The sequence below is a fragment of the Modestobacter caceresii genome (assembly GCF_000761485.1).
GTDB lineage: Bacteria > Actinomycetota > Actinomycetes > Mycobacteriales > Geodermatophilaceae > Modestobacter > Modestobacter caceresii.
This window is the reverse complement of sequence record NZ_JPMX01000118.1, coordinates 19,103-45,058: the sequence shown is the minus strand read 5'-3', so window position 1 is coordinate 45,058 and position 25,956 is coordinate 19,103. Positions and strand designations below refer to the sequence as shown.

Below are 25,956 nucleotides of genomic sequence, written 5' to 3'. Positions count from 1 at the left end.
CGCACGATCATCAGCTAGCGCGCAGTCACCTCCCCGGACTGCGCGCAACCTCCCGTACCCCGGGAGGTTTTTTCGTGTCTGGGCCCAGTACCCAGCCGACCCGGGAGACACCGTGGCCAAGCCCCCCGCCACCGACACGAACTCTTTCCACGTCTTCGACACCGACTCCTTCCACGTCTTCGACACGACGTTGCGCGACGGCGCCCAGCGCGAGGGCGTGAGCTACTCCGTCGCCGACAAGCTCGCCGTCGCCCGGTTGCTCGACGAGATCGGGGTCGGGTTCATCGAGGGTGGCTGGCCGGGGGCGCTGCCCAAGGACACCGAGTTCTTCGCCCGGGCGCGCACCGAGCTGGACCTCCGGCACGCGCAGCTGGTGGCCTTCGGCGCCACCCGCAAGGTCGGCGTCCGGGTCGAGGACGACGCCCAGGTGCGCGCCCTGCTCGACGCGCAGACCCCGGTGGTGTGCCTGGTGGCCAAGTCCGATGTGGGGCACGTGCGGGAGGCGCTGCGCACCACACCCGAGGAGAACCTGGCGATGGTCGCCGACACCGTCGCCTTCCTGGTCGCGCACGGCCGGCGGGTCTTCGTCGACTGCGAGCACTTCTTCGACGGGTACGCCGCCGACCCCGACCACGGCGTCGCGGTGCTCGAGACCGCCTTCGCCGCCGGCGCCGAGGTGGGCGTGCTCTGCGACACCAACGGCGGCATGCTGCCGATGAGCGTGGGCCGGGTGGTCGCCGACGTCCGCGCGCGCACCACCGGGAAGCTCGGCATCCACTGCCAGGACGACACCGGGTGCGCGGTCGCCAACACCCTGGCCGCCGTCGAGGCCGGGGTGACCCACGTGCAGGGCACCGCCAACGGCTACGGCGAGCGGGCCGGCAACGCCGACACGTTCGCGCTGATCGGCAACCTGGTCACCAAGATGGGCCTGCCCGTGGTGCCGGCCGAGTGCCTGCCGGAGCTGAAGCGGGTCAGCCACGCCATCGCGGAGCTGGCCAACATCGCCCCCGACGACCACCAGCCGTTCGTCGGCGCCTCGGCGTTCGCGCACAAGGCCGGCCTGCACGCCAGCGCGATCAAGGTGAGCCCGGAGCTCTACAACCACCTCGACCCCGCCGTCGTCGGCAACGACATGCGCATCCTGGTCACCGAGATGGCCGGCCGGGCGTCGATCGAGCTGAAGGGCCGGGAGCTGGGCGTCGACCTGGCCGGGCAGGCCGACGCGATCGGCCGGGTGGTCGACCAGGTCAAGGTGCTGGAGGCCGACGGCTGGTCCTTCGAGGCCGCGGACGCCTCGTTCGAGCTGTTGCTGCGCGCGCAGCTGCCCGGTGCCCCCGCGCCGCTGTTCGAGCTGGAGAGCTACCGCACCTCGGTGGAGCACTGGGGGAACGGGGTGGTGGTCAGCGAGGCCACGGTCAAGGTCCACGTGCCGAACGACGACGGGACGACGGAGCGGGTGATCAGCACCGGCGAGGGAAACGGCCCGGTCAACGCCCTGGACAACGCGCTCCGCCAGGCCCTGGTCAGCCGGTACCCGCACCTGGCCGACGTCTCGCTGGCCGACTACAAGGTGCGCATCCTGGGATGGAACGGCGGCACGAGCGCCACCACCCGCGTGCTCGTCGACAGCAGCGACGGGGTGGGGGAGTGGACCACCGTCGGGGTGCACGACAACATCGTCGAGGCCTCCTGGCACGCCCTGGTCGACGCCTTCACCTACGCGGTGCGGCGCCGCTGACCCCGCCCGGTCAGCCGGGGCTGCGGCGCAGGTCCAGCTCGATCTCCCGGGCCGCCGCCCGGAGCGGGGGCAACAGCTCGTCGCGGACCGCCTCGGGGGTGCTGTGCCGGGCGGAGGCGGAGATGTTCATGGCGGCGAGCACGGCGCCGTCGCCGTCCCGCACGGGCACGGCGATCGACCGCAGCCCCTCCTCGAGCTCCTGGTCGACCAGCGCCCAACCCTGGGCCCGGGTCTCCTCGAGGGCCCGGCGGAGCCGGTCGGGGTCGGTGACGGTGAACCGGGTCAGGGCCGCCAGCTGCGCGGTCTGCAGGTAGCGCTCGCGTTCGTTCTCCGGCCGGGACGCCAGCAGCACCCGGCCCATGGAGGTCGCGTGCGCCGGGAACCGGGTGCCGAGGTTGATGGCGACGGTCATGATCCGCTTGGTGGGCACCCGGGCGACGTAGACGATCTCCTCACCGTCCAGCACCGACAGCGAGCACGACTCGTGCAGGTCGGCGGCCAGCTGCTCCATGTGCGGGCGGGCGACCTCGGGGAGGGACAGCCCGGAGAGGTAGGCATAGCCCAGTTCCAGCACCCGCGGGCGCAGCGCGAACAGCCGGCCGTCGAAGCGGACGTACCCGAGCTCGACCAGGGTGAGCAGGAACCGGCGGGCCGCTGCCCGGGTGAGACCGGTCTGCCGGGCGACCTCGCTGAGGGTCAGCTGGGTGTGCTCGGCGTCGAAGGCCCGGATGACGGCGAGGCCGCGCTCCAGCGACTGGACGAAGGCGGCCGGTCGCACGCTGCCGCCCTCGTCGCCGGGGGGTGCCGTCGCGTCCATCGAACTCCTCCCGGGCGGCTGCCTCGGCGCCCGATCACGGCTCCATCACGGGCGTTGACGTGACTGGCCTCACGACCTACGTTCTCCACCTGAACGCCTGTTCGTATGGCGCACACCGTAGTGGAACCGACGTGGTCGTCCACCCCATCGGCTGACAGGTTCGACCACCCGCCCTCACCGTGGAGGACAGGCACCTGATGCACCTGCTCACCCGGGCAGCGCCATGAGCGCGACGGACGTGCGCCCCGCCCGCGCGGGCGCCGAACCCGCTCGACGGCGCCGCCCCGAGCTCCCGTCGTCCGTCCTCGGCCTGGTCGGGCTGGTCGCCTTCGCCGCGCTGCTCGAACTGCTGCCCCGCACCGGCATCGTCTCGGCCGAGTACTTCCCGCCGTTCAGCGAGATGGTCCGGGCGTTGGTGGAGGCGGCCGGCACCGACCGCTTCTGGGCCGCGACCGCGGAGACGGTCCAGGCGTGGGGCATCGGGCTCGGGATCGCGCTGGTCGCCGGCATCGGCCTGGGCCTGCTGATCGGCAGCGTCGAGGTGCTGCGCCGGTTCACCGCCTCGACGATCGAGTTCCTGCGGCCGGTGCCGTCGGTGGCGCTGATCCCGCTGGCGGTGCTGCTGCTGGGCCTGGGGCTCCAGTCGACGCTGCTGCTGGTGGTCTACGCCTCGTTCTGGCAGATCCTGATCCAGGTCATCTACGGGGTGCAGGACGTCGACCCGGTGGCCCGGGAGACGGCGCGGTCCTACCACCTGGGGCGCTGGGCACGGGTCCGGTACCTGATCTGGCCGACGGCGTTGCCCTACGTGATGACCGGCGTGCGGCTGGGTGCGGCGGTCGCGCTGATCCTGGCCGTGACCGCCGGGCTGGTCGGCATCGGCACCGGGCTGGGCGCGGAGATCGCGCTGGCGCAGTCGTCGAACGCCGTCCCGCTGGTCTACGGCCTGGTGATCTTTACCGGGTTGCTCGGTGTGGTGGTCAACCTGGCGGCCCGGGTGCTGGAGCGCCGGACGCTGGCGTGGCACTCGTCGGTGCGCGCGGACGTGGGGGGCTGAGATGCAGCCGGTGCTGCGCTGGGGCAGGACGCTGGGCTACGCGCTCACCCTGCCCGTCGTGCTGGTCACGCTGTGGTGGGTGTGGTCGGCGGACAGCACGAACTACTACGCACCGCCGCTGCAGACGATCCTGACGACCTTCGGTGACGTCTGGTTCTCCGAGCGGCTGCGCGCCGACGTCCTGCCCAGCGTCACCCGGCTGCTGATCGGCTACACCGGTGCGGTCGTCGTCGGGGTCGGGCTGGGCGTGCTGCTGGGCGCCAACCGCACGCTGCGCCGGGTGACCGAGCCGGTGCTGGAGTTCTTCCGCGCCATCCCGCCACCGGCGCTGATCCCGATCCTGTTCCTGTTCGCCGGGATCGGGGACACCGCAAAGGTCATCGTGATCATCTCCGGCGCGGTCTGGCCGGTGCTGCTGAACACGGTCGAGGGCGTGCGCGCGGTCGACGACGTCCTCTCCGACACCTCCCGGTCCTACGGCGTCACCGGCCTGGCCCGGCTCCGCCACCTGGTGCTGCCGGCCGCCAGCCCGCAGATCGTCGCCGGCATGCGCCAGGCGCTGTCGATCTCGATCATCCTCATGGTCATCAGCGAGATGTTCGCCTCCACCAACGGGCTGGGCTTCAGCGTCATCCAGTTCCAGCGCAGCTTCGCCATCCCGGAGATGTGGAGCGGCATCCTGCTGCTCGGGCTGCTCGGGTTCGTCCTGTCCCTGCTCTTCCAGCTCTTCGAACGGCGCACCCTGCGCTGGTACCACGGCCTGCGCCGATCTCAGCTAGGAGAGAACTGATGACCCAGCCGCTGCTCGACGTCGCCGGTGTGCAGAAGACCTACACCGGCTCCGGCCGCACCGTCGAGGCCGTCCGTGACCTGACCTTCTCCGTCGGGGACGGTGAACTGGTCTGCATCGTGGGGCCCTCGGGTGCGGGGAAGACGACGCTGCTCAAGTGCATCGCCGGGCTGCTGGAGCCCACCTCCGGCACGGTCACCCTCGCCGGCTCGCGGGTCGACGGGCCGCCGGAGGCGATGGCAGTGGTCTTCCAGGAGTACGGCCGCAGCCTGTACCCGTGGCTGACGGTGAAGGGCAACGTCGAGCTGCCGCTGAAGCAGAAGAAGCTGGACAAGGCCCGCCGGCGGGAGCTGGTGCGCGACGCGCTGGAGGCCGTGGGCCTGGCCGACGTGCACAGCGCCTACCCGTGGCAGCTGTCCGGTGGCATGCAGCAGCGGGTCGCGATCGCCCGGGCGGTGGCGTACGAGCCCAAGGTCCTGCTGATGGACGAGCCGTTCGCCGCCGTCGACGCCCAGACCCGCGCCGACCTGGAGGACCTGATCCGGTCGCTGTGGCACAAGCTGGGGGTGACCATCCTCTTCGTCACCCATGACATCGACGAGTCGGTCTACCTGGGGCAGCGGGTGCTGGTCCTGTCCTCCTCGCCCACCGTGATCATGGAGGACCTCGCCATCGACCTGCCCGACGAGCGCAACCAGCTGGACACCCGCTCCTCCCCGCGGTTCGCCGAGCTGCGCGGGCACGTCTACGAGCAGATCCAGCTGGCCAAGCACCGCAAGGGCGACCAGCACCAGCGCGACGAGGTCGCCACCGGCAGCCACCGGGCCGGGCCGCCCACCGTGGCTGCGGACCCCGGTCACTAGTCCAGGCTCCACCCCCTCTCCACCTCGCACGTCCGGCAAAGGAGCCACCATGCGTCGCCTGCTCGCCCCGATCACCGCTCTCGCGCTGCTGACCACCGCCACCGCCTGCGGCGGCTCGTCCGACGAGCCGGCCACCGACACCGAGGGCGGTCTGGCCCAGGTCGCCGTCGGGATCATCCCGATCATCGACGTCGCCCCCATCTACCTCGGTCAGGAGCAGGGCTTCTTCGAGGAGCGGGGCATCGAGCTGGAGCTGGTGCCCGGGTCCGGCGGCGCGGCCGCCGTGCCCGGTGTGGTCGCCGGGGACTTCGACTTCGCCTTCGGCAACGTGACCTCCCTGCTGCTGGCCCAGACGCAGGGCCTGCCGCTGCAGGTCGTCTCGAACGGGACCGCCTCCACCGGCGACCCGGAGACCGACTTCTCCGCCGTCGTCGTGCCCGCGGACAGCCCGGTGCAGACCGCCGCCGACCTGGCCGGCAAGACCGTCGCGGTGAACAACTTCAAGAACATCGGCGAGGTCACGATCCGCAAGGCGGTCGAGGACGCCGGCGGTGACTCCTCGACGGTCAACTTCGTCGAGCTGCCCTTCCCGGACATGCCGGCCGCGGTCGCCAACGGCAACGTGGACGCCGCCTGGGTGGTCGAGCCGTTCGTCACCGTCGCCACCGGCCAGGGCGCCCGCGTCGTGGTGCGCAACTTCGCCGAGCCGGTGGAGGACCTCACCGTGGCGACCTACTTCACCACCGAGCAGATGCTCGCCGAGAACCCCGAGCTGGTCGACGACTTCCAGGCCGCGATGACCGAGTCGCTGCAGTACGCCCAGGACAACCCGGACGAGCTGCGCCGGATCATCACCACCTACACCAGCATCTCCCCGGAGGTCGCCGAGCAGATCGCCCTCCCGTCCTTCCCGGAGGAGATCAACGTGGAGTCGATGGAGACGGTCGCCGAGCTGATGGCCGAGTACGGGATCACCGAGGAGACCGCCGACGTCGACGCGCTGCTCGCGACCGACTGACCGTGCCCGACCCCACGACCCCTCCTGCGGTGCCCACCGTCCGGGACGTCACCTTCGACGTACTGCGCCGGCTCGGCCTGACGACGATGTTCGCCAACCCGGGCTCGACCGAGGTGCCCTTCCTCGCCGGGCTCCCCGACGACATCGAGTTCGTGCTGGCGCTGCACGAGGGGTCGGTGGTGGGCATCGCCACCGGCTGGGCCATCGCCCACGACCGGCCGGCCCTGGTCAACCTGCACACCACCGCGGGCCTGGGCAACGCCGTCGGCGCGCTGGCCACCGCCCGGGTCAACCGGGCCCCGCTGGTGGTCGTGGTCGGCCAGCAGGACCGGCGGCACCTCGCCCTGGAGCCCTTCCTGGCCGGCCGGCTCGCCGGCCTGGCCGGCGACTACCCGGTCTGGGTCGACCAGCCGGTGCGCGCCCAGGACGTGCCCGGGTCGATCGCCCGGGCCCACCACGAGGCGCTCACCGGACGCGGCCCGGCGATCGTGGTCGTGCCGATGGACGACTGGGCGCAGCCGATGTCCGACGCCGAGCCGCTGGCCGCCGCGACCGTGGTGCGGCGGCCGGTGGGGGTCGACGAGGCGACGGTCACCGAGGTCGCCGAACTGCTCGACGGCGCGCGGTCGCCGGTGCTGGTGGTCGGTGCCGGGGCGGACACCGCCGTCACCCGGGCCGCGCTGGTGCAGCTGGCCGAACGGCTGGCCGCCCCGGTGCGGCAGGAGGCCTTCGGCGCGCGGGCCGGCTTCCCCCAGGACCACCCGCAGTACCAGGGGCTCCTGCCCGCCGGCCGGGAGCGGCTGCGCGGGGTGCTGGCCGGCCACGACCTCGTGCTGGTCGTCGGCGGCCCGGCCTTCCGGCAGTACCCCTACCAGCCCGGGCCGTTCGTCGACCCCGGCGCCCGGATCGTGCAGGTCAGCCAGGACCCGGCCGAGGTGCACCGGAGCCCCGCCGACCTGGCCGTGCTCACCGACCCGGGCGTCTTCTGCGCCGCACTCGCCGAGCGGGTGACCGACCGCGGGCTGGCGCCCGGCCCGCCGCGGACGCCGGTCACCGTGCCACCGCCGGCACCGGGGGAGCCGCTGCGGGCGCCGCACGTCTACGCCCAGCTCGCCCGGCGCCTGGACCCGGACACGGTGGTGGTGGAGGAGTCGCCGTCCACCCGCCAGGTGCTGGAGGAGATGGTCCCAGCCCGGCAGCCACTGGGGTACCTGGGCGTGGCCATGGGCGGGCTCGGCTTCGGGATGCCGGCCGCCATCGGCGTCCGGATGGCCCGCCCGGACCGGCCGGTGGTCGCGGTGCTCGGCGACGGCTCGTCGATGTACGCCGTCCAGTCGCTGTGGACGGCGGCCCGCTACGGCGTCGGCGTCCTCTTCGTCGTCTTCGCCAACGGCGGCTACGCGATCATGGACAAGCTGGTCGAGCGGCAGGGGGCCGGGAAGGCGCCGTGGCCGAGCTTCCCGGAGGTCCGGCTCTCCGCCCTGGCCACCGCGCTGGGCTGCTCCGCCCGGCGGATCAGCGGCCACGAGGAGCTGTTGGAGGTGCTGGACGACGTGCTGCCCCGGCTCCGGGACCTCGACGCCCCGCTGCTGCTGGACGTCGAGGTGGCGCCGGAGGCCGAGTTCAACCCCTGAGCGTTCAACCCCGAGCGTTCAACCCCGAGCGTTCAACCCCGGAGCGGTGCCACCGTGCTGGCCAGCAGGCAGAACTCGTTGCCCTCCGGGTCGGCCAGCACGTGCCAGGTCATCTCGTCGGTGAGCGGGCCCTGTCCGACGTCCACCGGGGTGGCGCCGAGGGCGAGCAGCCGGTCCAGCTCCTCGGCCTGCGACCGGTCGGTGGCGTTGAGGTCCAGGTGCAGCCGCAGCTTGCCCGGCGTCGGGTCGGGCACCGGGACGAAGTCCAGCACGGGCTGCGGGCCCTTGGACTCCTGCCCCGGTGGGCCGATCGTCACCACGCCGTCGTCGTCGGTGTCCTGCACCTCGTAGCCGAGCACGTCTGCCCACCACTGGGCGAGCGCGGCAGGGTCGGTGGAGTCGACGGCGACTGCGGTGATCCGGGCGGCCATGACGCACGGTAGCGACCTGGCATGCCGCACGGTGGCCGGACACGGAGCCCCGACTAGCCTGAGGACGTGCGCATCGTCCGCTTCGCCCACCCAGCCGGCATGTCCTTCGGGGTCCTCGACGGGGACGGCCAGGTCGCCCAGATCGAAGGCCACCCGTTCGGTCAGATCTCCTTCACCGGTCAGCGGTACGCCGCGGCCGACGTCCGGCTGCTCTCGCCGATCCTCCCGAGCAAGGTGGTCGGCATCGGCAAGAACTACGCCGACCACGTGCAGGAGATGGCGACCGGGGACGCCCCGAAGGAGCCGCTGGTCTTCCTCAAGCCCTCCACCACGGTGATCGGCCCGGGCGACGCGATCCGCATCCCGGTCGGCAGCACGAACGTGCACCACGAGGTCGAGCTCGCCGTCGTGATCGGGGCGCGCGGCGCCCGTCAGGTCAGCCCGGAGCAGGCGCTGTCCAGCGTCTTCGGCTACACGATCGGCAACGACGTGACCGAGCGGGACATGCAGCGCAGCGACGGGCAGTGGACCCGGGCGAAGGGCTTCGACTCCTTCTGCCCGCTGGGCCCGTGGATCGAGACCGACCTGGCCGGCCTCGGCAAGGACCCGGCCGACCTGGAGATCACCTGCAGCGTGGACGGCGAGCTGCGCCAGTCCGGCCGGACCAGCCAGCTGCTGTTCGGCGTGCCGACGCTGATCTCGCACATCTCCCAGGTGATGACCCTGCTGCCCGGTGACGTGGTGCTGACCGGCACCCCGGCCGGGGTCGGCCCGATCGCCCCGGGCCAGCGGGTGGAGTGCACGATCGAGGGCCTGGGCACGCTGACCAGCACCGTCGCCGGCGCCGACCCGACCTCCACGGCCGGCGTCCGATGACCGCCCCGGCCGGCCCGGTGCGCACCCGGTTCTGCCCGTCGCCGACCGGCACCGTGCACGTCGGGGTGATGCGCGCCGCGCTGTACAACTGGGCCTACGCCCGGCACACCGGTGGTCAGTTCGTGGTCAGGATCGAGGACACCGACCCGGCCCGCAACACCCTGGAGTCCGAGCGGCACCTGCTGGACTGCCTGCGCTGGCTCGGGCTGAACTGGGACGAGGGCCCCGAGGTCGGCGGGCCGCACGGTCCGTACCGGCAGTCCGAGCGCAGCGACGTCTACCGCGACGTCGTCGCCCGGCTGCTGGAGTCCGGCCACGCCTACGAGTCGTTCTCCACGCCGGAGGAGGTCACCGCCCGGAGGCTGGCCGCCGGGCAGGACGCCAAGCTCGGCTACGACAACGCCGACCGGACGACGACCGATGCGCAGCGGGCCGCCTTCCTCGCGGAGGGCCGGGAGGCCGTCGTCCGGCTGCGGATGCCCGACACCGACCTGTCCTGGGACGACCACGTGCGCGGTGAGGTCCGCTTCGCCGCCGGCGCCGTCCCCGACTTCGTGCTGGTCCGGGGCAACGGCACCCCGCTGTACACGCTGGTGAACCCGGTCGACGACGCGCTGATGGGCATCACCGACGTGCTGCGCGGTGAGGACCTGCTGCCCTCCACCCCGCGGCAGATCGCGCTCTACCGGGCGCTCACCGAGATCGGTGTCGCCGCGGGCACGCCGCGCTTCGGGCACCTGCCCCTGGTCATGGGGGAGGGCAACAAGAAGCTGTCCAAGCGGGACCCGCAGTCGAACTTCGACGTCTACCGGGACCGGGGCTTCCTGCCCGCCGGGCTGGTCAACTACCTGGCCCTGCTGGGCTGGTCGATCGCCGAGGACCGGGACATCTTCTCGCCGGCGGAGCTGGCCGCCGCCTTCGACGTGGACAAGGTCAGCGCCAACCCGGCGCGGTTCGACCTCAAGAAGGCCGAGGCGATCAACTCCACCCACCTGCGCGCCCTGCCGGTCGAGGAGTTCCTCGCCGCGGTGACGCCGTACCTGGCCGGCGCCGGGCTGGTCGCCGACCCGCCCACCGCTGAGCAGGCCGCGACGCTCGAGGCGATCGCACCGCTGGCCCAGGAGCGGATGATCGTCCTGTCCGACGCGGTCGGGCTGCTCGGCTTCCTGTTCACCGAGGACGTCGAGATCGACCCGGCGGCCGCGGAGAAGCAGCTGGGCGCCGGTGCCCGTGAGGTGCTGGACGCGGCGTCGGCGGCGCTGCAGGCGCTGCCGGAGTGGACGACCCCGGCGATCGAGACGGCGCTCAAGGAGGCCCTCGTCGAGGGGCTGGGCCGCAAGCCGCGGCAGGCCTTCGGGCCGGTCCGGGTGGCGGTCAGCGGCCGGACGGTCTCCCCACCGCTGTACGAGTCGATGGAGCTGCTGGGCCGCGAGCGCACCCTGGCCCGGCTCGCTGCTGCCCGCGGGATCGCGACCGGATGACCGGCGGGGGCTGGAGCGCCTGGGGGCAGGGTGAGCCGCCGTACGCCGGCCCGCCGCCGACCGGCCGGTACGGCGCTCCGCCCCGGGTCCCGCTCGGCCCGCCGCCGGGCGGTCCCGCCGGCTGGCCGGCCGGCCCGGGGTGGGCGCCTCCCGGTGGGCCGTACCCGGCTGCCGGCCTCCCGCCGTACCCGCCTCCGGCACCGGGCACCTACCCACCTCCGGCGCCGGGCACCTACCCGCCTCCGGCGCAGCGCACCTACCCACCTCCGGCGCAGCGCCCGTCGCGACCGCCCCGGCCGGTGACCCCGCCCGGGGCGCCGCCGCACGACACCCCGCAGCCCTACGAGCTGTTGATGCGGACGCGGGACTGGGCGTGGTGGCGCCCGCTGCTGGGCCTGCTGCTGTTCACCGTCCTCTACGGCGTGGCAGCTGTGGTGCTGGTGCTGGTCGTTCACGTGACCGGCGTGGTGCCCGACCTCGCCATGACGGACCTCACCGACGTCTGGGTCCTGCTGTTCACCAACGCCTCGCTGATCGTGGCGATCCCGATCGTGTGGGTGTGCTGGCTCGTGCCGCACGGGCTGCGGATCGGCTGGTCGTCCTCGGTGCTGGGCCGACTGCGCTGGCGGATGCTGCTGCCCTGGACCTGGCGCGCCCTGGCGACCCTCGGGCTGGCGGTCGCCGCCGGCCTGCTGCTCACCATCGCGGCCACCGACCTGTCGATCACCGGGCCGACCTCCTCCTTCGGCTGGCTGCTGCTGGTCGTGCTGCTGACGACGCCGTTGCAGTGCGCGGCCGAGGAGTACGTCTTCCGCGGCTACCTGACCCAGGCGATCGCCGGCTGGGTGGGCCGACCACAGGCCGGCGCGGTGGTCGCGGCGGTGCTGACGGCCGCCCTGTTCTCCGCCGCCCACCTGCCGCCGGACGCCGAGTCGTTCCTCTACCGGTTCGTCATCGGCCTGGTGCTGTCGGGGGTGGTCTGGCTGACCGGGGGGCTGGAGGCCGCCATCGCGCTGCACGCGGTGAACAACGTGGTGATCTTCGTGCTGGCCGGCGCCCTGGGCGAGGAGCTGGCCACCGCCGACCCCGGCGGTGCCCTGAGCTGGGTGACCACCCTGCTCGGGATCTCCGGGATGGTCGCCTTCCTCGCCTGGGTGGCCGTCACCAGCCGGCGGCTGCGGCCGGAGCTGCTCAGCCCCGCGCTGCAGCTGCCGGCGCCTGCCCCCACTGCGGCCCCCGGTCGTCCGACGTGGGGCACGCCGCCTCCCGCGCCGCCGTGGGGCTCCCCGGCGGCGCCGGGTGCCTGGGCCGCGCCGCCGTCCTCCAGCGGCTGGGGCCGGCCACCGGGGGGCTGACGCGCCCACGAGGGGGGTGCCCGTGCTGGCTCCCGGGGGATCGGGTAGTGTTCTTTCCCGGCGCCGCAAGGTGCTGCACGGCCAATGGGGTATGGGGTAATTGGCAGCCCGACGGTTTCTGGTTCCGTTAGTCTAGGTTCGAGTCCTGGTACCCCAGCGAGGAGCACAGCTCCTCAGCACGACCGCACCACAGCACCACCTGGCCCCGTCGTCTAGCGGCCCAGGACGCCGCCCTCTCACGGCGGTAGCGAGGGTTCGAATCCCTTCGGGGCTACACCTGGCAGAGCCCCCGACCCCCACGGGTCGGGGGCTCTCGTCGTCTGCGGGTGTCTCCGAGCAGCGCCGGTCGGGCGCCCCGCGGGCGGCGCCACGGGAGAGGGGTCCCGCGAGCGGGTCCCGGCCGTCTGGCAGAATCAGCGCCGCACCACCTGGCCCCGTCGTCTAGCGGCCCAGGACGCCGCCCTCTCACGGCGGTAGCGAGGGTTCGAATCCCTTCGGGGCTACACCTGACAGAGCCCCCGACCCACCGGGTCGGGGGCTCTCGTCGTCTCTGTGGGTCGCCCGCATGACGACGGTCACAGTCGTCACCCGTTGCGGTGACCAACGAAGTGCCGGAGTGGTGATCCGGTGTTAGCTTCCCCGGGCTGATCATCGCGCCGCACCACCGTGCCCGCCCTGTGAGGCAGGCAGAGGTCCCCGGCCGTCCGTGGCCGGAGACCCGATCTCACCGAACCTGGAGGGAACCCCGGTGGTCCTCGCCGCGGAGGAGAGCCTGCGACTCGACGCGAACCTCGTCGACTACGCGCTCGTCGCCGCCTACTTCGCCGTCGTCCTGCTCATCGGCTTCGCCGCCCGCAGCCGGGTGTCCGACAGCCTCGACTTCTTCCTGTCCGGCCGGTCACTGCCCGCCTGGGTGACCGGTCTGGCGTTCATCTCGGCCAACCTCGGGGCCGTCGAGATCATCGGCATGTCGGCCAACGGCGCCCAGTTCGGCATGGCCACGTTCCACTACTTCTGGATCGGCGCCGTGCCGGCCATGCTCTTCCTGGGCGTGGTGATGATGCCCTTCTACTACGGGTCGAAGGTGCGCAGCGTCCCGGAGTTCATGCGCCGCCGCTTCGGCACCGGCGCCCACCTGGTCAACGCGCTGAGCTTCGCGCTCGCCCAGGTGCTCATCGCCGGCATCAACCTCTACCTGCTGGCCACCATCGTGAACGCCCTGCTGGGCTGGCCGCAGTGGATCTCGCTGATCGTCGCCGCGGCGGTGGTGCTGAGCTACATCACCCTCGGTGGCCTGTCGGCGGCCATCTACAACGAGGTGCTGCAGTTCTTCGTCATCGTGGCCGCGCTGCTGCCGCTGACACTGATCGGTCTGCACCGGGTGGGTGGCGTCGGTGGGCTGATCGACTCGATCCGTGACAGCGGCAACGAGAACGACCTCAGCTCCTGGCCGGCCAGCGACCTGACCAGCATCGACAACCCGGTGCTGTCGGTCATCGGGATCGTCTTCGGGCTGGGCTTCGTGCTCTCCTTCGGCTACTGGACGACGAACTTCGTCGAGGTCCAGCGGGCGATGGCCACCAAGTCGATGTCGGCCGCGCGGAGCACCCCGATCATCGGCTCGTTCCCGAAGATGTTCATCCCGTTCATCGTGATCGTCCCCGGCATGATCGCGGCGGTCCTGGTCAACGAGGTGCAGGAGCTGAAGGCGGGCGGTGACCCCGGGGTCACCTACAACGACTCGATCCTGCTGCTGATCCGCGACGTGCTCCCCAACGGCCTGCTGGGCGTGGCGATCGCCGGCCTGCTGGCCTCGTTCATGGCGGGCATGGCGGCCAACATCTCGGCCTTCAACACCGTCTTCAGCTACGACCTGTGGCAGCAGTACGTGAAGAAGGACCGCCCCGACGAGTACTACCTGAAGGTCGGCCGGCTGGCGACCGTCGGGGCCACGGTGACGGCCATCTTCACCGCGCTCATCGCCGCGGGCTTCGACAACCTGATGGACTACCTGCAGACGCTCTTCGGCTTCTTCAACGCCCCGCTGTTCGCCACGTTCATCCTGGGCATGTTCTGGAAGCGGATGACCCCGACCGCCGGCTGGGCCGGACTGGTCTCCGGCACGCTCGCCGCGGTGCTGGTGTGGTCGCTGAGCGAGGTCGGCGTCATCGGGCTCGAGGGGCAGGGCGCCAGCTTCGTGGCCGCCGGTGCGGCGTTCGTGGTGGACATCGTGGTGAGCGTCGCGGTGAGCATGGTGACCGCCCCGAAGCCGGTCTCCGAGCTGGCCGGACTCGTGTACTCCGAGACGCCGAGGGAGGACCGCACCGATCCCGAGGCGCACCGGTTGCCCTGGTACCAGTCGCCGACGAAGCTCGCCGGCATCTCGTTGGTGCTCGTCATCGCTCTGAACCTGATCTTCAGCTGACCGTCCCCAGCGTTCCCGAGAGGAGCACCCCATGAGCACTTCGAGCAACGGGCACGACGCGGGTGGGGCGCCGGCGACCGGCGGCCGGCGCACCGCGGGCGCCTACGACGTCCGGGTCGTCATCGCGGGCCTGATCGGGCTTTACGGCGTCGTCCTGATCGTCCTGGGCATCGTCGACTACGGCGCGGCCGAGGCCGCCAAGACCGGTGACGTGAACGCCAATCTGTGGGCCGGCATCGGCATGCTGGTCTTCGCCCTGGTCTTCGTCGCCTGGACCCGGCTGCGGCCGGTGGTCGTCGAGGACGGCGAGGCGGTCGAGGACCCCACCGGCGGAGCGGACACCGCCGGCCGGTAGCCCTCGGCGGGACACCCGACGGCGGCCCGCGGTGGGGCTCCCCACCGCGGGCCGTCGTGCGTCACCGGACGGCCACGCCGAGCAGCTCGCCGTCGGCCGGCAGTCCGTCGGCGCCGTCGGCGGCGCCGCCGCGGAAGGCCATCGGGATGCCGGCGGCACCACCCAGCCCCGGGGAGTCGCACAGCTGGACGTGCAGGTGCGGTTCGCTGCTGTTCCCCGAGTTGCCGCACTCGGCCAGCTGCTGCCCGGCGACCACCCGCCGGCCCCGCTCCACCAGGACCGAGCCGCGGCGCAGGTGGACGAGGGCGGCGAACGCCCCGTCGTCGGCCCGGACGACGACGTGGTTGCCGGCGAGCCAGCGGACGCCGCCCACCTGCCGGACGAAGCCCTCGAGCACCAGCAGGTGCAGGATCGACAGCCAGCCGCTGCGGGCCCGGTGGTCGCGCCGCCGCTGGTGCACGCGCACCACGACGCCGTCCACGGGGCTGAGCACCGGCTGCCCAAACGCCGGGTACTCCTCCGGCCGACGCCACTGCCCCCCGGAGCCGAACTCCGGGCGGCCGCCGCCGGGCGGGTCCAGCACCAGGTCGATGGCGTGGGTCTGGCCGAGGCTGTTGACCCCGTGCGACGGGACCTTCGTGGCCGGGGAGTTCAGCGCCCGCCACGGACCGCGCACCGGGGGATCGACGACGCGCACCGGGGCGGCGGGTGGGCGCACCCGGTCGAGCAGGCCGAACCCGACCAGGACGACGATGCCGGCCAGCGCACCCCAGGCCAGCAGGCCGACCGTGTCCGCCAGGATCAGCAGCACGCCGAGCGCGGGCAGCGGTGGGCGTGCGCGGGCCACCAGTCGCCGGAGCGTCGCGCCGGTCACGGGGCCACCGCCGCGAGCACGACGTGCAGCGGCACGACCCGCTCGGCCGGTACCGCGTACGTGCCCCGGCCGGCCGTGCGCAGCCAACCGGCGGCGGTGAGCTGGCGCAGGTGGTGGTGCAGCTGCCCGGTGGTGCCCAGCCCTGGCAGTGCGGCCAGCGCCGCGGTCGTGGTGTGCCCGCCCAGCACCTCCCGGAGCAGTCGCAGCCGGACCGGGTGGCCGAGGGCCGACAGTGCGGTGGCGAGGGTCCCGTCGTCGTCCGGCCCGGCCGCGCGCAGCCCGTCGGCGTCGTGCGTCCGCTGCCAGGCGTACTCCTCGCCGCCGGGCAGCCGCACCTGCCCGCCGTAGGCGACCGCACCACCCGGCAGCTCGGCCGCCTCGGCGGCCAGCCCGTGCAGCAGCCAGAACCGCTCGCGGTCCGGTGGCACGGGACCGGGTGGCTGTGACCGCTGCTGTTCCAGCGCGGTGAGCCGCTCCTCGATCCGGGTCAGGCGGGCGTCGTCCACGCCTGCAAGAGTACGGAACTACGTAGGAACGAACAAGCGTGTCAGCGTGCCGCCCGGGAGACGGCGACGGCGGCGTCCAGGACGGCGGAGACCACCTCGGGGCTGGGGCGGCGGCCCAGTCGCTCGACCGGGCCGGAGATCGAGACGGCGCCCAGGACGCCGCCGGCACCGTCCCGCACCGGGGCGGACAGCGAGGCGACCCCGGCCTCGCGCTCGGCGACGCTGTGCGCCCAGCCGCGGCGGCGGACGTCGAGCAGGGTGCGGGCGGTGAAGCTCGCCGCCGGCAGGAGCGCGGTGACCTCCTCGGCGGGGGAGAAGGCCAGGAGGACGTGCGCCGCCGACCCGGCGGTCAAGGGGAGTCGGGCGCCCAGGGGCACGGTGTCGCGCAGTCCGCTGGCGCGTTCGGCGACGGCGATGCACACCCGGCTGCTGCCGTCGCGCACGTAGAACTGGGCACTCTCCCCGGTGCTGTCGCGCAGCACGGCCAGGTGTCGGCCGGCCAGGTCGCCGAGGTCGACGCCGCCCCGGCCGAGCTCGGCTAGCGCCGGACCCGGGGCCCAGGCGCCGGTGTCGGTGCGCCGCAGCAGGCGGTGCGCCTCCAGGGCGGTGGCGAGCCGGTGTGCGGTCGCCCGCGGCAGCTCGGTACGCGCCACCAGCTCGGCGAGGCTGGCCGGCTCGGCCGACACGGCGCGGAGGATGGCCACGGCTTTGTCCAGGACCGCGACGGGGTTAGGCTGTCCCACGTCCTAATACTCGCATCCCAAGATGTGAGATGGCAACGAGGAGGACCCCGTGGGCAGGACCCTGGCGCAGAAGGTGTACGAGCAGCACGTCGTCCGGCGGACGGCGGGAGAGCCCGACCTCCTCTACATCGACCTGCACCTCGTGCACGAGGTGACCAGCCCGCAGGCCTTCGACGGGCTCCGGGCCGCCGGGCGCACCGTGCGCCGTCCGGACCTGACCATGGCCACCGAGGACCACAACGTCCCGACCCTGGACATCCTGTCCCCGATCGCCGACCCGATCAGCCGGGCCCAGGTGGACGCGCTGCGGCGCAACGCCGCCGAGTTCGGCATCCGGCTGGCCCCGATGGGCGACCGGGACCAGGGGATCGTGCACGTGATCGGCCCGCAGCTGGGGCTCACCCAGCCGGGGATGACCATCGTGTGCGGCGACAGCCACACCTCCACCCACGGCGCCTTCGGTGCGCTGGCCTTCGGCATCGGCACCAGCGAGGTCGAGCACGTGCTCGCCACCCAGACGCTGCCGCAGCTGTCGGCCAAGCAGATGGCGGTCACCGTCGACGGCGAGCTGCCCCCGGGCGTCTCGGCCAAGGACGTCATCCTCGCCGTCATCGCCCAGATCGGCACCGGCGGCGGCCAGGGCCACGTCATCGAGTACCGGGGCAGCGCGATCCAGGCGCTGTCCATGGAGGCCCGGATGACGATCTGCAACATGTCGATCGAGGCCGGCGCCCGCGCCGGGCTCATCGCCCCGGACCAGACCACCTTCGACTTCCTGGCCGGGCGCCCGCACGCCCCGCAGGGCGCCGACTGGGACGCCGCCGTCGCGCACTGGTCCACCCTCACCACCGACGACGACGCCGTCTTCGACCACGAGGTGCACATCGACGCCGCCTCGCTGACCCCCTACGTCACCTGGGGCACCAACCCCGGGCAGGGGCTGCCGATCGACGCCTCGGTGCCCGACCCGGCCACGATCGCCGACGAGAACGAGCGCCGGGCCGCGGAGTCCGCGCTGGCCTACATGGGCCTGACCGCCGGCACCCCGCTGCGCGAGATCGACGTCGACACCGTCTTCCTCGGGTCGTGCACCAACGGCCGGATCGAGGACCTCCGGGTCGCCGCCGCCCTGCTGAAGGGCAAGCACGTCGACGCCAGCACCCGGATGCTCGTCGTCCCCGGGTCGGTGCAGGTGAAGCTGCAGGCCGAGGCCGAGGGGCTGGACCAGGTCTTCCTCGACGCCGGCGCCGAGTGGCGGGGCGCGGGCTGCTCGATGTGCCTGGGCATGAACCCCGACCAGCTGAAGCCGGGTGAGCGCGCGGCCTCCACCAGCAACCGCAACTTCCAGGGCCGGCAGGGCAAGGGCGGGCGCACCCACCTGGTCTCCCCGGCCGTCGCCGCGGCGACCGCGCTCACCGGCCGGCTCACCGCCCCCGCCGACCTGCCCGACGCCCCGATCCCCGCTGGAGTCTGACCGACATGGACGCCTTCACCACACACACCGGCACGGCCGCCCCGCTGCGGCGGAGCAACGTCGACACCGACCAGATCATCCCGGCCGAGTACCTCAAGCGGATCACCCGCACCGGGTTCGAGGACGGGCTGTTCGTCGCCTGGCGCACCAACGAGCCGGACTTCGTGCTCAACCAGCCGCAGTACGCCGACGCCTCGATCCTGGTCGCCGGGCCCGACTTCGGCACCGGCTCCTCCCGCGAGCACGCGGTCTGGGCGCTGCTGGACGGCGGCTTCCGGGTGGTCATCAGCTCCCGGTTCGCCGACATCTTCAAGAACAACTCGACCAAGTCCGGGCTGCTCACCGTGCTGATGTCCGAGCCGGACGTCGAGGCGCTGTGGGCCACGATCGAGGCCGACCCGGCCACCCCGGTGACCGTGGACCTGCGGGCCGAGCAGGTGACCTACGGCGCGGTCACCGTGCCGTTCGAGGTCGACCCCTACACCCGCTGGCGGCTGCTCGAGGGGCTGGACGACGTCGGCCTCACCGAGCGGCACCTCGACGACATCACCGCGTTCGAGGCCGCGCGCCCGGCCTGGCTGCCCCGCTCGCTGCCGGCGCTCCCCGCCTGACGAAGGACCCCCTCTCCCCCCACCCCTCGCAGGCTCGGGGCGGGCAGCTGAGAGGGGGCCTGGGTCAGCTCCGGCCGGCGGTGCTGGGCGTGAGCGTGCCGGCCGGCGCCGCGGGGTCGGCGGTGAAGTCGCGGTAGTAGTCGGCGACCAGGGCGCCGGGCCGGCCGCCGAGCGCCCACACGCTGCCCTTCGCCGACGGCGGCCACAGCGCCCCGGCGGTGTCGTGCCACCGCACCCCGAGGGCGAGCAGCACCGCGGGGATGGCGCCGCCCTGGCTGCAGATGACCACCGGGCCGGCGGCGTCGGTGTCGGCCAGCAGCCGGGTCACCAGCTCGACCCCGGCCTGCGGGTCGGCGTCGAACCCCTCCTCACCCAGCTCGGGCACCGGCCCGACGGGGAGCCCCAGCTCGCGGGCCAGCGGGTCGAGGGTCTGCCCGCAGCGCACCGGCGGGGCAGCCAGCAGCCGGGACGGCGCGAAGACCGGCAGGACGGCGGCCAGCGTCGCGGCCTGCGCGCGGCCCCGGCGGTCCAGCGGACGCGTCTCGTCCGGGCCGTCCCAGTCCGACCGGTCGCCGGCCGAGGCGTGCCGCAGCAGCAGCACCCGCGGTGCCCGGGGCACGTCGGTACGGGCGAGGTCCTCGAGCACGGCCCGGTCGTGGCTGTGGCTGACCAGGTCGACGGCCTCGGGCACCGACAGCCAGCGCAGCTCGTCGACCTCGTCGTTGGGCACGAAGGCCCCGCCGACGGCCTGCATCACCCAGTAGTCGACCCGTTTGGGGCCCTGGCGGTGGGCGTACCGGGTCTGCACGCTGCGCCGGCCGACCGCGACCTGCAGGCCGGTCTCCTCGCCGACCTCCCGGACCGCGGCGACCAGCGGGTGCTCTCCGGCGTCCAGCTTCCCCTTGGGCAGGGACCAGTCGTCGTACTTGGGCCGGTGCACCACCGCGGTCTCGACCGTGCCGTCGTCCGCGGGGCGCCAGACCGCGCCGCCGGCCGCGGGGATCAACCGGTCGTCCTCAGCCAGCGTTCTCACCCCGCAGCGCCAGCAGCTCCTTCTGGTTGTCGCGCTCGCCGGTGCGGGTCCAGGTGGCGTCGCCGGCCAGCTGCCAGCTGCGCACGTCCGGGGCCATCGCCTCGTCGAACATGCGCTTCAGCTGGCGGGCGGCCACCGGGTCGTTGACCCGCAGCAGCACCTCCACCCGCCGGTCCAGGTTGCGGTGCATCAGGTCCGAGCTGCCCAGCCACCACTCCGGGGAGCCGTCGTTGACGAAGTTGACGACCCGGGAGTGCTCCAGGAACCGTCCGACGATCGAGCGCACCCGGATGTTCTCGCTCAGCCCCGGCACGCCCGGTCGCAGCGCGCAGATGCCCCGGATGACCAGCTCGACCGGCACACCGGCCAGCGACGCCTCGTACAACGCGTCGATGATCTGCTCGTCGACCAGCGAGTTCACCTTGATCCGGATCCCGGCGGGCTTGCCCTCCGCGGCGTGCCGGGCCTCGCGGCGGATCTTCTCGACCAGGCCGGCGCGGATCCCGTGCGGGGCGACCATCAGCGAGCGGTAGGTGGTCTGCCGGGAGTAGCCGGTGAGGGTGTTGAACAGGTCGGTGAGGTCCGCGCCCACCCGGGGGTCGGCGGTGAGGATGCCGAGGTCCTCGTAGATCCGGGCGGTCTTCGGGTTGTAGTTGCCGGTGCCGATGTGGCAGTACCGGCGGATCACCCCGTGCTCCATCCGGACGACGAGCGCGGTCTTGCAGTGCGTCTTCAGGCCGACCAACCCGTAGACGACGTGGCAGCCGGCGCGCTCCAGCGAGCGGGCCCAGCTGATGTTGGCCTCCTCGTCGAACCGGGCCTTGATCTCGACCAGGACGACCACCTGCTTGCCCGCCTGGGCCGCCTCGATCAGCGCCGAGACGATCGGGGAGTCACCGGACGTGCGGTACAGCGTCTGCTTGATCGCCAGCACGTCCGGGTCGGCCGCGGCCTGCTCGATGAACCGCTGCACGCTGGTGGCGAAGGAGTCGTAGGGGTGGTGCACCAGCACGTCGCCCTCGCGCAGCGTGGCGAACACGCTCTTGGGGGTCTCGCCCTCGCTGAGCCGGGGGTGCGTGGCCGGCACGAACGGCTCGTCCTTGAGCTCCGGGCGGTCCAGGTCGTAGAGCGCCATCAGCGAGCCGAGGTCGAGCAGCCCGGGCACCGAGACGACGTCGGCCGGGCTGATCTCCAGCTCGTGCACCAGGACGTCGAGGATCTGCGGGTCCATCGTCTCGGTGACCTCCAGGCGCACGGCCGGGCCGAACCGGCGCCGGGCCAGCTCCCGCTCCAGCGCCTGCAGCAGGTCCTCGTCGCGGTCCTCCTCGACCTCGAGGTCGGCGTTGCGGGTGACCCGGAACAGGTGGTGGTCGATCACGTCCAGGCCGGGGAACAGCGCGGTGAGGTGCGCCGCGATCAGGTCCTCCAGCGGGAGGAACACCGCCTCGGCGTCCGTGCTGCGGGTGTTCGTCCCGATCGGGATGAACCGCGGCACGTTGTTGGGCACCTTGATCCGGGCGAAGCGAGGGGCGCCGGTGTCCGGGTCGCGCACCGAGACGGCGAGGTTCAGCGAGAGCCCGCTGATGTAGGGGAAGGGGTGCGCGGGGTCGACCGCCAGCGGCGTGAGGACGGGGAAGACCTGGTCCCGGAAGTACTCCCGCAGCCGCATCGCGTCGGCCTCGGCCAGGTCCGACCAGTGGATGATCCGGATGCCCTGCTCGGCCAGCCGCGGCGCCACGTCCTTGTCGAAGACGCTGGCGTGCCGGTGGACCAGGGCCTGGGTGCGCTCGGTGACCCGGGCCAGCTGCTCCCGGATGGTCAGGCCGTCGGGGGAGCGCACGGTCAGCCCGGTGCTCTGCCGCCGCTTCATCCCGGCGATGCGGACCATGAAGAACTCGTCGAGGTTGCTGGCGAAGATCGACAGGAACTTCACCCGCTCGAGGAGCGGCAGGCCGTCGTCCTCGGCCAGCTCGAGGACCCGCGAGTTGAAGTCCAGCCAGGACAGCTCACGGTTGAGGAAGCGGTCGGCGGGGAGCGGGGGAGAGGCAGCAGGCACGGGTCGATCCTGCCTCACCTGGCGTTCGACGACAGGAACCCCGTCGTCCGGGGGCCGACGCCGAGCTGTCGGGCGGCCGCCAGGTCGGCGGGGGTGTCGACGTCCTGGCGGAGCCCGGGCCACCGCCCGGTCAGGGAGACCGCCCCGGCCGCGGTGTGGGCGGCGGCGGAACCGGGGCCGAAGCGCGGGTCGAGCTCTCCGGCGGGGACGGCCAGCAGCGTCGTCCCGGTGCCGGCGGTGTCGGCGACGAAGCTGCGCGGCCGGCCGGCCGCCTCGGCCAGCGCATCGGACAGCTCGGCGGCCCGCAGGGCCGGCAGGTCGGAGTTCAGCGCGGCCAGCGGGCCGGCGCCGCCGGTCCGGGCGACCCGGGCGCCGTGCTCCAGGGCAGCGTTGAGGCCCCGGCCGGGCCGGTCGTCGACCGTCCGGGCGCCCAGGCCGGTGACGACGGCGGCAGCCCGCGGGTCGTCGGTGACCACCAGCACCAGGCCGACGGCGGGGCTGGCCAGCGCGGCGGCGACGGTGTCGCCCAGCAGGGCCAGCACCAGCTCCTCGTGTGCGGCGGAGGTGCCCCCGGACAGCGTCGCCGTCAGCGGCGCCAGCCGGGTCTTGGCCGCGTCGAGCCGCTTCGCCGGGACGACGACCGACCACCGCTGCACCCGGCAAGCTCAGCACACCGGGGCAGGCTGGGGCAGGTCGGCACCAGGGCCCGCTGCACACGACGCCGGGGAGGGTGATCTGCTCCCCGCAGCACAGTCCGCCGCCCCCGAGGAGCCCGCCGCGATGAGCACCACCCCTGAGCGCACCGCCGAGGTCGCCACCGCTGCGGCGGGCTACCTGGAGTCGTGGCTGGACCACCAGCGCCGCCGGCTGCGGGTGCCGGGCGTGCAGGCCGCCGTCCGGGTCGGTGGCGAGCTGGTGCTGGACACCGCGCTGGGCGTGGCCGACCTGGACAGCGGGGCGCCGCTGACCCCCGGCCACCTGTTCCGGATCGCCTCGCACTCCAAGACCTTCACCGCCACCGCGGTGCTGCAGCTGGTCGAGGCCGGGCGGCTGCGGCTGGACGACCCGATCGGGCAGTGGGTGCCGGCGCTGGAGGGGTCGGCGGTGGCCGCGGTCACCGTCCGCGAGCTGCTCGGGCACCAGGGCGGCGTCATCCGGGACGGCCGGGACAACGACCACTGGCAGCTGGGCCGGCCCTTCCCGGACGCGCAGCTGCTGCTGCGCATCGCGGTCGAGGAGGGGGCGGTCCTCGAGCGCAACGAGCACTTCAAGTACTCCAACATCGGCTACTCGCTGCTCGGGCTGGCGATCGAGGTGGTCACCGGCACCTCCTACGCCGACCACGTGCAGCGCGCGGTGGTCGACCCCCTGGGCCTGGCCGACACCGGACCGGAGTGGTCGCCGGCCCGGGCCGGTGAGCACGCCGCCGGGCACACCGGCCTGCTGGACGGCGAGGACACCCGGCTGACCATCCCGCCGGTGGACACCCGGGCGATGGCCGCGGCGACCGGGTTCTGGTCGACCGCCCGTGACCTGACCGCGTTCGGGGCGGCCCTCACCTCCGGCGACGCCCGGCTGCTGCGGGAGGACACCAAGCGGCTGATGCGCCGACCGGAGTCCGAGATCCGTGCGCACGGGGCCCCGCCGCGGCACTACGGGCTCGGGCTGGACCTCCGGACGCAGGGGGAGCGGCGGCTGGTCGGGCACAGCGGCGGCTTCCCGGGGCACATCACCCGCACCTGGATCGACCCGGAGGCCCACGTCGTCGTGAGCGTGCTGACCAACGCCGTGGACGGGCCGGCCGACGTGCTGGCCCGGGGTCTGTTCGGGCTGCTCGACCTCGCCCTGGCCGCACCCGCAGACGTGCCGCAGCCGCCGGCGGCCGAGCTGGCGCGCTACGCCGGCCGCTTCGTCAACCTGTGGGGCGCCACGGACGTCGCGCTGCTGGGCGGCCGGCTGGTGCTGCTGCACCCCAGCGCCCCCGAGCCGGCCGAGGAGCACCTGGAGCTCACGGCCGAGGGCGCGGACACCCTGCGCCAGGAGGCGGTCGCCGGGTTCGGGGCGGCCGGCGAGACGGTCGAGTACACCTGGGCCGACGACGGCACCGCCGCCGCGGTGCGGCTCGGTGGCATCTCGGCCTGGCCGGCCGAGGTGTTCCGGGCGCAGCGGGCCGCCCAGGTCCGTGCTCCCCAGGTGCAGGACGGGCGCGCCGGCGGGGTCGGCCGGTGACCGCCCTGCTGCTGCGCTCCGCCCGGCTCGGTGACCGCACCCGGGACGTCCTGGTCGTCGAGGGGCGGGTGCTGGCGATCGCCGACGACCTGTCCTCCGGCGCCCCGGGGCTCGACGGGCTGCCCGACCCCGTCGAGGTGGTGGACCTGGCCGGGGCCGCGCTGCTGCCCGGCCTGCGGGACGCGCACACCCACCTGGAGCAGTGGGCCGCGGCGCGGCGGCGGATCGACGTCTCCGCCGCCGGGTCGGCACAGGAGGCCGCCGGGCTCATGGCCGCCGCGCTGCGGGCCGCACCGCCGGCTCCGGGTGCGGTGGTGATGGGCCACGGCTTCCGGGACGCGCTGTGGGGCGAGCCGGCCACCGCCGCCGTCCTGGACGCCGCGCTGGCCGGGGTGGTGCCGCCGGACACGATCGTGGTCCTGGGCAGCGGGGACCTGCACACCGCCTGGGCGAACACGGCCGCCGCGCGGCGGTTCGACCTGAGCAGTCCGACCGGGCTCGTGCTCGAGCAGGAGGCGATGGACCTCGTGGCCCGGGCCGCCCGGGTCGACCCCGCCGTCCTGGACGGGTGGGTGCTGGAGGCCGCGGCCGCGGCGGCGGCGCGCGGGCTGACCGCCGTCGTCGACCTCGAGTACGGCGACCTGATCGGCTCCTGGGCCCGGCGGGCCGGGCTGCGGGAGGGCGGTCCCGCGCTGCGCGTGCGGGCCGGGGTCTGGGTCGACCGGCTGGAGGAGGCGATCGCCGCCGGGCTGCGCAGCGGCGACCCGCTGCCCGGGGTGGTCGACCCGGTCGCCGCCGACCGGGTGCGGATGGGCCCGCTGAAGGTCTTCGTCGACGGCTCCCTCGGCACCCGCACCGCCTTCTGCCACGACCCGTACCCGGGGGCGGCGGGAGCGGACGCCCACGGCGTGCTGCGCACCCCGCCGGAGGAGCTGGAGCGGCTGCTCCGCCGGGGGAGCGCGGCCGGGCTGGACCTCGCCGTGCACGCCATCGGCGACCGGGCCGCGGCGGTCGCGCTGGACGGCTTCGCCGCCGCCGGCTGCACCGGGCGGATCGAGCACGCCCAGCAGGTGCACGACGCCGACCTGCCGCGCTTCGCCGAGCTGGGGGTGGTCGCCAGCGTGCAGCCCCGGCACGCCCTGGACGACCGGGACGCCGCCGACCAGCACTGGGCCGCCGCGACGGCGCGGGCGTTCCCCTACCGGGCGCTGGTCGACGCCGGCGCGGAGATCGTGCTGGGCTCCGACGCTCCGGTGGCCCCGCTGGACCCCTGGGACGGCATCGCCAGCGCCGTCCACCGGTCGCTGGACGACCGCCCGGCCTGGCACCCCGAGCAGCACCTGGACCTGGACACCGCGCTGGCCGCGGCCAGCGGGGGACGGCGCGGGGTCCGGGTCGGGGACGTGGCGGACCTGGTGGTGGTGGCCGAGCCACCCGCGACGGTCCTCGCCCGCGACGGCGCCGACGGCCTGCGGGCGATGGAGGTGCTGGCCACCCTGGTCGGCGGGCGGTTCACCCACCGGGCACCCGGCCTCGGCTGAGGACGACGACGCCCGACACCCCGGGGCCGCGTGCGGGCCGCTCCGG

Annotated in this window: 23 protein-coding genes and 3 tRNA genes; 18 read left to right on the top strand and 8 right to left on the bottom strand. The window is 73.7% G+C overall.

Going from position 1 to position 25,956, the window contains the following annotated elements:
• The first annotated feature begins 112 nt into the window (after positions 1–112).
• Positions 113–1,741 carry a citramalate synthase gene (gene cimA / locus IN07_RS20920; RefSeq protein WP_052091592.1) on the top strand — a complete coding sequence of 543 codons (1,629 nt, stop codon included), beginning with the start codon at positions 113–115 and terminating at the stop codon, positions 1,739–1,741.
• A 10-nt stretch (positions 1,742–1,751) separates the two neighbouring features.
• Here the strand turns inward: cimA and IN07_RS20915 are convergent, their stop codons facing one another.
• Complete coding sequence (locus tag IN07_RS20915) at positions 1,752–2,558, bottom strand: IclR family transcriptional regulator domain-containing protein (protein ID WP_036340013.1); 807 nt, start codon at positions 2,556–2,558, stop codon at positions 1,752–1,754.
• 223 nt (positions 2,559–2,781) lie between these two features.
• Here IN07_RS20915 and IN07_RS20910 point away from each other — a divergent pair, with 223 nt between their 5' ends.
• The 5 genes from IN07_RS20910 to mdlC are packed head-to-tail and all read left to right on the top strand — an operon-like array spanning position 2,782 to position 7,920.
• A complete protein-coding gene (locus IN07_RS20910; protein ID WP_081975595.1) occupies positions 2,782–3,615 on the top strand; it encodes an ABC transporter permease in 834 nt (277 codons plus the stop codon).
• Between the two features lies 1 nt (position 3,616).
• Complete coding sequence (locus tag IN07_RS20905) at positions 3,617–4,405, top strand: ABC transporter permease (protein WP_052091590.1); 789 nt, start codon at positions 3,617–3,619, stop codon at positions 4,403–4,405.
• A complete protein-coding gene (locus IN07_RS20900; protein ID WP_231558507.1) occupies positions 4,405–5,268 on the top strand; it encodes an ABC transporter ATP-binding protein in 864 nt (287 codons plus the stop codon). The genes IN07_RS20905 and IN07_RS20900 overlap by 1 nt, the downstream gene beginning before the upstream one ends.
• Positions 5,269–5,317: 49 nt before the next feature.
• On the top strand, positions 5,318–6,286 hold the full coding sequence (locus IN07_RS20895; RefSeq protein WP_036340010.1) for an ABC transporter substrate-binding protein: 969 nt from the start codon (positions 5,318–5,320) through the stop codon (positions 6,284–6,286).
• A gap of 2 nt (positions 6,287–6,288) precedes the next feature.
• The gene (mdlC, locus tag IN07_RS20890; protein WP_197058586.1) at positions 6,289–7,920 is read left to right on the top strand and encodes a benzoylformate decarboxylase; all 1,632 of its coding nucleotides are present in this window, start codon (positions 6,289–6,291) and stop codon (positions 7,918–7,920) included.
• A 32-nt stretch (positions 7,921–7,952) separates the two neighbouring features.
• Here the strand turns inward: mdlC and IN07_RS20885 are convergent, their stop codons facing one another.
• Positions 7,953–8,351, bottom strand: coding sequence for a VOC family protein (locus IN07_RS20885; RefSeq protein ID WP_036340003.1), 399 nt, complete (start codon positions 8,349–8,351; stop codon positions 7,953–7,955).
• 66 nt (positions 8,352–8,417) lie between these two features.
• Between IN07_RS20885 and IN07_RS20880 the strand changes: the two genes are divergently transcribed.
• From IN07_RS20880 to IN07_RS20845, 8 genes are all read left to right on the top strand, one after another.
• The gene (locus IN07_RS20880; protein ID WP_036340001.1) at positions 8,418–9,227 is read left to right on the top strand and encodes a fumarylacetoacetate hydrolase family protein; all 810 of its coding nucleotides are present in this window, start codon (positions 8,418–8,420) and stop codon (positions 9,225–9,227) included.
• A complete protein-coding gene (gene gltX, locus IN07_RS20875; protein ID WP_036339999.1) occupies positions 9,224–10,708 on the top strand; it encodes a glutamate--tRNA ligase in 1,485 nt (494 codons plus the stop codon). Before IN07_RS20880 ends, gltX begins: the two co-directional genes overlap by 4 nt.
• Positions 10,709–11,007: 299 nt before the next feature.
• Positions 11,008–12,063: a CPBP family intramembrane glutamic endopeptidase gene (locus IN07_RS24265; RefSeq protein WP_052091589.1), complete on the top strand. Its 1,056-nt coding sequence runs from the start codon at positions 11,008–11,010 to the stop codon at positions 12,061–12,063.
• An 85-nt stretch (positions 12,064–12,148) separates the two neighbouring features.
• Positions 12,149–12,220: transfer RNA gene (locus IN07_RS20865), tRNA-Gln, on the top strand.
• Between the two features lie 44 nt (positions 12,221–12,264).
• Positions 12,265–12,337 (top strand) — tRNA-Glu (locus IN07_RS20860).
• A 156-nt stretch (positions 12,338–12,493) separates the two neighbouring features.
• Positions 12,494–12,566, top strand: a tRNA-Glu gene (locus IN07_RS20855).
• Between the two features lie 203 nt (positions 12,567–12,769).
• The gene (locus IN07_RS20850; protein ID WP_231558506.1) at positions 12,770–14,488 is read left to right on the top strand and encodes a sodium:solute symporter family protein; all 1,719 of its coding nucleotides are present in this window, start codon (positions 12,770–12,772) and stop codon (positions 14,486–14,488) included.
• Positions 14,489–14,519: 31 nt separating this feature from the next.
• The gene (locus tag IN07_RS20845) at positions 14,520–14,843 is read left to right on the top strand and encodes a hypothetical protein (RefSeq protein ID WP_036339996.1); all 324 of its coding nucleotides are present in this window, start codon (positions 14,520–14,522) and stop codon (positions 14,841–14,843) included.
• 61 nt (positions 14,844–14,904) lie between these two features.
• On the opposite strand, the gene IN07_RS20840 is transcribed toward IN07_RS20845, so the two are convergent.
• From IN07_RS20840 to IN07_RS20830, 3 genes are read right to left on the bottom strand one after another with little or no spacing between them, the layout of a single operon-like run.
• A complete protein-coding gene (locus IN07_RS20840; protein WP_036339993.1) occupies positions 14,905–15,717 on the bottom strand; it encodes a M23 family metallopeptidase in 813 nt (270 codons plus the stop codon).
• A complete protein-coding gene (locus tag IN07_RS20835; protein WP_036339990.1) occupies positions 15,714–16,223 on the bottom strand; it encodes an ArsR/SmtB family transcription factor in 510 nt (169 codons plus the stop codon). Before IN07_RS20835 ends, IN07_RS20840 begins: the two co-directional genes overlap by 4 nt.
• Before the next feature lie 41 nt (positions 16,224–16,264).
• Positions 16,265–16,927, bottom strand: coding sequence for an IclR family transcriptional regulator (locus tag IN07_RS20830; RefSeq protein ID WP_241176056.1), 663 nt, complete (start codon positions 16,925–16,927; stop codon positions 16,265–16,267).
• An 88-nt stretch (positions 16,928–17,015) separates the two neighbouring features.
• On the opposite strand from IN07_RS20830, the gene leuC reads away from it, so the two are divergent.
• Together leuC and leuD are read left to right on the top strand one after the other, a co-directional pair.
• On the top strand, positions 17,016–18,440 hold the full coding sequence (gene leuC, locus IN07_RS20825; protein WP_036339984.1) for a 3-isopropylmalate dehydratase large subunit: 1,425 nt from the start codon (positions 17,016–17,018) through the stop codon (positions 18,438–18,440).
• 5 nt (positions 18,441–18,445) lie between these two features.
• Positions 18,446–19,051 carry a 3-isopropylmalate dehydratase small subunit gene (gene leuD, locus IN07_RS20820; RefSeq protein ID WP_036339982.1) on the top strand — a complete coding sequence of 202 codons (606 nt, stop codon included), beginning with the start codon at positions 18,446–18,448 and terminating at the stop codon, positions 19,049–19,051.
• A 64-nt stretch (positions 19,052–19,115) separates the two neighbouring features.
• On the opposite strand, the gene IN07_RS20815 is transcribed toward leuD, so the two are convergent.
• From IN07_RS20815 to cofC, 3 genes are read right to left on the bottom strand one after another with little or no spacing between them, the layout of a single operon-like run.
• The gene (locus tag IN07_RS20815; protein ID WP_036339981.1) at positions 19,116–20,057 is read right to left on the bottom strand and encodes an NUDIX hydrolase; all 942 of its coding nucleotides are present in this window, start codon (positions 20,055–20,057) and stop codon (positions 19,116–19,118) included.
• A 10-nt stretch (positions 20,058–20,067) separates the two neighbouring features.
• Complete coding sequence (locus IN07_RS20810) at positions 20,068–22,140, bottom strand: RNA degradosome polyphosphate kinase (protein WP_036339979.1); 2,073 nt, start codon at positions 22,138–22,140, stop codon at positions 20,068–20,070.
• Between the two features lie 14 nt (positions 22,141–22,154).
• Positions 22,155–22,796 (bottom strand): 2-phospho-L-lactate guanylyltransferase, encoded by a 642-nt coding sequence (cofC, locus tag IN07_RS20805; RefSeq protein ID WP_036339977.1) that lies wholly within the window; start codon positions 22,794–22,796, stop codon positions 22,155–22,157.
• A 124-nt stretch (positions 22,797–22,920) separates the two neighbouring features.
• Here cofC and IN07_RS20800 point away from each other — a divergent pair, with 124 nt between their 5' ends.
• Together IN07_RS20800 and IN07_RS24260 are read left to right on the top strand one after the other, a co-directional pair.
• A complete protein-coding gene (locus IN07_RS20800; protein ID WP_052091587.1) occupies positions 22,921–24,369 on the top strand; it encodes a serine hydrolase domain-containing protein in 1,449 nt (482 codons plus the stop codon).
• Entirely contained in the window at positions 24,366–25,910 is a 1,545-nt protein-coding gene (locus IN07_RS24260) for an amidohydrolase (RefSeq protein WP_052091586.1), read from the top strand. The genes IN07_RS20800 and IN07_RS24260 overlap by 4 nt, the downstream gene beginning before the upstream one ends.
• Positions 25,911–25,956 lie beyond the last annotated feature (46 nt).

Excerpts from the sequence above, each read along its gene's own strand:
- IN07_RS20915 (WP_036340013.1), bottom strand. The coding sequence starts at position 2,558 with ATGGACGCGACGGCACCCCCCGGCGACGAGGGCGGCAGCGTGCGACCG.
- IN07_RS20910 (WP_081975595.1), top strand. The coding sequence starts at position 2,782 with ATGAGCGCGACGGACGTGCGCCCCGCCCGCGCGGGCGCCGAACCCGCT.
- IN07_RS20905 (WP_052091590.1), top strand. The coding sequence starts at position 3,617 with ATGCAGCCGGTGCTGCGCTGGGGCAGGACGCTGGGCTACGCGCTCACC.
- IN07_RS20900 (WP_231558507.1), top strand. The coding sequence starts at position 4,405 with ATGACCCAGCCGCTGCTCGACGTCGCCGGTGTGCAGAAGACCTACACC.
- IN07_RS20895 (WP_036340010.1), top strand. The coding sequence starts at position 5,318 with ATGCGTCGCCTGCTCGCCCCGATCACCGCTCTCGCGCTGCTGACCACC.
- IN07_RS20885 (WP_036340003.1), bottom strand. The coding sequence starts at position 8,351 with ATGGCCGCCCGGATCACCGCAGTCGCCGTCGACTCCACCGACCCTGCC.
- gltX (WP_036339999.1), top strand. The coding sequence starts at position 9,224 with ATGACCGCCCCGGCCGGCCCGGTGCGCACCCGGTTCTGCCCGTCGCCG.
- IN07_RS20845 (WP_036339996.1), top strand. The coding sequence starts at position 14,520 with ATGAGCACTTCGAGCAACGGGCACGACGCGGGTGGGGCGCCGGCGACC.
- leuD (WP_036339982.1), top strand. The coding sequence starts at position 18,446 with ATGGACGCCTTCACCACACACACCGGCACGGCCGCCCCGCTGCGGCGG.
- IN07_RS20800 (WP_052091587.1), top strand. The coding sequence starts at position 22,921 with ATGAGCACCACCCCTGAGCGCACCGCCGAGGTCGCCACCGCTGCGGCG.